This is a genomic window from Woronichinia naegeliana WA131, from assembly GCA_025370055.1.
In the GTDB taxonomy this organism is placed as follows: Bacteria; Cyanobacteriota; Cyanobacteriia; order Cyanobacteriales; family Microcystaceae; genus Woronichinia; species Woronichinia naegeliana.
The window spans coordinates 4,597,086-4,602,572 of sequence record CP073041.1 but is presented as its reverse complement, the minus strand read 5'-3'; the positions used below and the strand labels follow the sequence as shown (position 1 = coordinate 4,602,572).

Below are 5,487 nucleotides of genomic sequence, written 5' to 3'. Positions count from 1 at the left end.
GCCCCATACTGTGCTATTTTTTGGCTAATAGTTGAATAACCTGAGAGGCATGGAGGAGAACCATCTACTTAGTGTGGTGAGACGATTGAAGGCTTGTTCTGATTATCGTCCTAAAAGTCTTGAAATTTTTCTTCAGGATTTACTCGACAAGGATAAACCAACAGACTAAGCTCAGATTATTCGTTACAATTAAACTTACCACCAGCTAAAGATTTGAGGTGATTTCAATGGAACTTGACAACATTATTAAAAAGGTGACAGGTACTTATCTAGCTTCTGCTATTTTTGCTGTCATTATTCTGATTCTAACCCTCGGACAACCCTTTGTTATTTTTATGGGGATTGGGGCGATGGGGTTGGTTTCTATTTTGGGAGATGCGATCGCCCAATATGGGATTGAAGCGGTTCTGAATGCCCTTTATGTGGAGCGGAGCAAAAAAGAATCTCTGGAAAGTCTATTTGCTGAAATTGATGGTTTACCTCTTACGAATGACCTCAAATTTAAAATTAAAAAACACTTGACTGATCATCAAAACCAGACAGTACAGCCAGACAAAACAGCGACCGAGCCAACGCCCGAAGTGCCTCAAACGGTTGTTATTGAAAATGTTTAGAATCTATTACCCCCTTTTCAAAGACGATGAGGGGGTAGTTAAAATTTTTGTCTGCTTAAGATAGCTATGTTAACTAAAAATCCTCAACAGTTAATCACCTATAAGAAAATTGCTATCTATGAGCAGAGCTATCAATTGCCTGTTTTTCAAAATAGACGTTTAAAAAATTTTCAGAAAACGATTAAGGAACGTCGAAAATTAATTCAAGAAGGAATTCGCTACTATTATTATTTTGGCAAGATCGTTAAACGAAAAGAAAAAATTACTCAACAGGAAATTTTCCTTGAGACTCAGTTATTAGTTAAAGACTATAGTTTTTTAATTAATGGACTAGAAACCTATCAAGACAGTTATTATCATTTTTTGCTCAAACTCAGTGATAATCTCAAAGCTCTCTTTGCTCAAAAGTATCAGGAGTTGAAAATCTTAGACTATGAACGGATTAAACTAGAAATTAAAAATAACAATAATCAAAAAATTCTTCATCAACTCAAACTCGAAAAACAGGAAAATTTTCGGGCAATTGTGCTATTAGGTAAAACTTCATTTTTGATGTTGGAAAAGACCAAATTATTGGGGGAAGGTGTTAAAAAATTAGCGGAAGATACTCAAAAACAAAAGGAAATTGTGCAGGCAATTATTCAAGAACTAAAAATTTATGAAGAATTAAATCATTATCAACTTAAATCCCAACGGGTTCGCCAAGAAATTGCTGATCTTGCTCAAAATGCTACTAATTTTGAAACCTATCTACAGAACTATTTTGCTCCTTTTCAATTACTGATAGAAGAAGTTATTAAGGTAGATCAAGAATTTTATGCAACGGTCGGAGAAATTAAATATCTGGTAGATAATATTTTTCAAACTCAACCTGATAGCTTGGAAATGGAAGATTCCGAAATTGCTTCTGAGTTTTTTCTCAATTTTATGGTGGCAGGTTATGAGAAAGAAACGAGATTAAAAGACGCTTTTTTATATTCCCAATTAAGCGATCGCCTATTAAATGAAAGTGAATGGGTAGAACAATTTATTCCCCTAGAACAAACGATTAATAAATTATCCAACTATCTAGGAGAACAACTTGCCCATCAACAACAATTTATACCGAAAATTATACCTAAAAAACCCTTAGAGATAGTTGTCTCTCAATCCAATCAAAAAAATACTCAGAAATTTTATCCTCCAAAAAATTCTCAAAATAACCACAATTCCCCAAATAGCTTAACTCAAAAATTGGCGGATTCTGATTATCATCAATTACAAGATTTGCTTAAAAAGCATCAGTGGCAAGAGGCCGATCGCCAAACTACTAAACTATTATTAAAAATTTTAAATAAAGCTTACTGGAATGAGGTTTATCCCGAAGATATTGCTCAATTCCCTTGTTTAGAACTCAAAAAAATTGATCAACTTTGGCTTCATTACAGCAATGGTCATTTTGGTTTTAGTATTCAGCAAACTATTTGGTCTAGCCTCGGTGGTCTGGTAGATTATGAAACTAAAAAGAAACTCGGCGATCGCCTGGGCTGGCGTAAAGAAGGTCAATGGCTCAATTATGAACAACTAAACTTTGAGCTAGAACCTAATGCCCCCCTGGGTCATTTACCCGTTCATTGGCTAATTTTTGAAGAAAATTGTTGTCACTCATCCTTCCCACTCTCTGACAGTCAAAAGTCCCTGGCTTGCTGGCGGGTCGGCCATTGGTTATTATGGCAACTTCATCTCGTTTTAACCAAAGTTCAAACTTGTGGCATCATTCCTCTGTCTGATTTTTAAAACTGTGATCGCCTATGGAGCCATTTGAAGAACTTCCTTCATACCTTTAATTAAAGCCTGATTATCCGCAGGAGTACCAATCGAAATTTTAAAACAATATTCATCTAAACCAGCTTGCAAACCACAATCCTGAACAAAAATTTGCTTGTCTTGAAGTGCTTGAACCAACTGTCTTGATGGAATCCCTAATGAATGGGTTCCCATAAACAAGAAGTTGGTAGATGATGGATATACAAAACAACCCAATTGCGCTAGATTCTTTGCCATAATTTCTCTTTCTTGACAGATTTTTTGAATATTGGAACTTACATAATCTATGTCTTTTAAGGCAACAACAGCAGCAGCAAGGGCGATCGCATTGACCGAAAATGGTTTGGCAACTCGATAAAGATAATCAATTATTGTTTCATTAGCAATACCATAACCTACCCTAAGTCCAGCCAAACCAAAACTTTTTGAAAAACTACGCAAAACGACCAAATTAGGATATTGATCAACTAGGTCTATTACCGTTTCTTGGCAGAATTCATAATAGCATTCATCCACAACTACAATGCAATCCACTTCATTAAGGATTTTGAGAATAATCTCTCGTGAGACATAATTAGCGGTAGGATTATTCGGATTAGCAATAAAAATAAGTTTTACTTCAGGGGTAACTTTCTGTAAAAGACTAGGAACGTCTAATCTAAAGTCATCTAATCTATTAACAAAAATTGGATTACCACCAACAATTTTCGTTGCGTATTGATAAACAAAAAACGTTGGAATCGGAATTAAAACATTCTCGCCGAATTTAACAAAAATCTTGAGCAATAATTCAATGATAGCATCTGAGCCATTTCCTACAAAAATTTGTTCCTTTCTACTATTAGTATAATTAGCGATTGCAGCCCGCAGAGAATGATGCAAAATTTCTGGATATCTGTTAACTGTCGTTGCGGCCTTGATCATTTCTTGGATGACGAGAGGAGACGGGCCATAGGGCAACTCACTTTTGTCCAAAAAAACGCCTCTGTCGTGATTCAATAAGTCAGCTTTAGGAGGATTTAATGCTCTAATATGTTCGTTGATTAGATGCTTCATTTTTAAAATTACCTCATGAAAATTTTGGGATTAATCGGACAAGAACTTGAACAAATTGAGATAAGTAAGTGGGCTTAATTAATTGTTAGAAGTGGAACAGGCTTCTAGCCTGTGGACAGGCAGGATTTGTACTGGGCAGTTCGACAGGCTCACTGTAAGACTTGTCGAAGTTGTTACTGAGCTTGTCAAAGTATGCCCATCCCACATTTTATATTTAATCACCCAGAAACGGGAGAAATTTTCCAAGTTGAATCTGGCAACAGTTCTAAAAACGTTTGATGATAATCAAATAAACTTTCTCGATGTCCCACACTAATAAAGGTTGTTTTTGTTTCTTTTAACTGTTGATATAAATTCTGTTCATTGATCAAATCCAAAGCACTAGTTGATTCATCTAAGATAACAAAATGAGGATGGGTCACTAATATTCGGGCAAAAGCCAAACGTTGTTGTTCCCCTAGTGATAATATATTTTCCCAAGGGACTTCTTGATCAAAGCCTCCGACCCTGGTAAGCACATCTTGAAGATTCACTTGTTGTAAAACTTCACTGAGTTCTTGATCGCTTACTTGACGATCCACATTCGGATACAGTAATTGTTCGCGTAATGTTCCGAGAATGATATATGGACGCTGGGGTAAAAATAGAATTTCTTTTCCTGGTGGTCGTATTAAACGTCCAGTGCCTGAATTCCATAAACCGGCGATCGCCCTTAAAAGAGAACTTTTGCCCCGTCCACTCGGCCCAACAATTAATAAACCTTGTTCTGGTTTTACGTCCATTGTCAAGTTTTCAACGATTACTTTTTCATAATTAGGCGTTTGTAAGGTAACATGATCAAAAGCAATACGGTTTTCTTCAATGCTTTTAATCGTGCTTACACCCTCAACTTCCTGGGTAATCGTTTCTAATGTTTCTGAAAAATTTACTAAACGCTCAATATAACTAGAAAGTCTTCCTGAAGTGGCAAATTCAGCGATCAATGTCCCCAAAGCTGTGGCGAAAAGATTGGCAGCTAAACTAGCCTGATTTACCTGTCCAAAATCAATTTCATCTCTAATGTATAAAGGGGCGACGATTAAAAAGGGAAAAACGTTAATAATTGACTGATAGCCCCGATCAAAAAAATTCTTATTTCTTTCCCAATCAATTTTTCGTAAAGCACTTTGAATCAAAGCCCTAAATCGTTTTTTAAGAATATTAAATTCTTGATCTTCTCCCTGAAAAAAAGCAATAGATTCAGCATTATTACGAACATGGGTAACGGCATAATTATAATTAGCTTCAACTTCGAGTTCTTCTTGATTAATCTTATTAAATTGTTGGCTTAAATAAAAGGCAATCAAATTACCTATAGTGGTATAAACAATTAAAACTATGCCAATAACATGGGAAATCTGCCAGAGAATTACGAAAAAAACGACCATTTCCAACATCTTCTCAACACAAGTTGCAAAAAAACTGAGGGTTGTTTTGGCGATGGGTTTAATTTCTTGGGTTAGACGTTGATCAGGGTTGTCAATGGTTGAGTCAAAGTTAATTTTATAATAGGCACGATTGCTAAAATATTTCTGCAACGTATAGTTGTTAAGCCACTCATACCAGTCAATGGCGATTTTCTCCCTCACAAACTTAGAAAGTCCCGTTAAGAGAGTGATAAAAATAAAGCTAACAATCAAAATAGAAAGATTGTTAGTAAACCCAGATAAATCTTTCTCATCAATTACATTAACCAATTCACGCAAAACAAAACTATTGAAGGCATTAACAGCCACTAAACCGATGATTAATGACAGCAAAAGTATCAACATTCCCCAGGATTTAATAACCTCGGAAAAAACTCTACCATCTGCTTCCATTGGATACCAATAGGCTTCCAGCACTAACTTCAGCTTATTCCAAAATTCCAGAAAATTAAGCTTTGAATCAGAGTTTTTTTTCGCTTGCTTAGGAATAGATTGTGATTGCATAGTTATAAATTAAGTAAAGGAATTTTTCCAATAGGTTAGTT

General features: G+C 35.5%; 4 protein-coding genes. 2 read left to right on the top strand and 2 right to left on the bottom strand.

Annotated features, from left to right (window positions below; genetic code table 11):
* The first annotated feature begins 227 nt into the window (after positions 1–227).
* Both KA717_23165 and KA717_23160 read left to right on the top strand, forming a co-directional pair.
* Positions 228–614, top strand: coding sequence for a hypothetical protein (locus KA717_23165; GenBank protein UXE58889.1), 387 nt, complete (start codon positions 228–230; stop codon positions 612–614).
* Between the two features lie 66 nt (positions 615–680).
* Entirely contained in the window at positions 681–2,390 is a 1,710-nt protein-coding gene (locus tag KA717_23160) for a GUN4 domain-containing protein (protein UXE58888.1), read from the top strand.
* Between the two features lie 12 nt (positions 2,391–2,402).
* On the opposite strand, the gene hisC is transcribed toward KA717_23160, so the two are convergent.
* Entirely contained in the window at positions 2,403–3,476 is a 1,074-nt protein-coding gene (hisC, locus tag KA717_23155) for a histidinol-phosphate transaminase (GenBank protein UXE58887.1), read from the bottom strand.
* Between the two features lie 218 nt (positions 3,477–3,694).
* A complete protein-coding gene (locus tag KA717_23150) occupies positions 3,695–5,359 on the bottom strand; it encodes an ATP-binding cassette domain-containing protein (protein ID UXE58886.1) in 1,665 nt (554 codons plus the stop codon).
* Positions 5,360–5,487 lie beyond the last annotated feature (128 nt).

Coding starts and splice junctions, on each gene's coding strand:
- KA717_23165 (UXE58889.1), top strand. CDS start 228: ATGGAACTTGACAACATTATTAAAAAGGTGACAGGTACTTATCTAGCT.
- KA717_23160 (UXE58888.1), top strand. CDS start 681: ATGTTAACTAAAAATCCTCAACAGTTAATCACCTATAAGAAAATTGCT.
- hisC (UXE58887.1), bottom strand. CDS start 3,476: ATGAAGCATCTAATCAACGAACATATTAGAGCATTAAATCCTCCTAAA.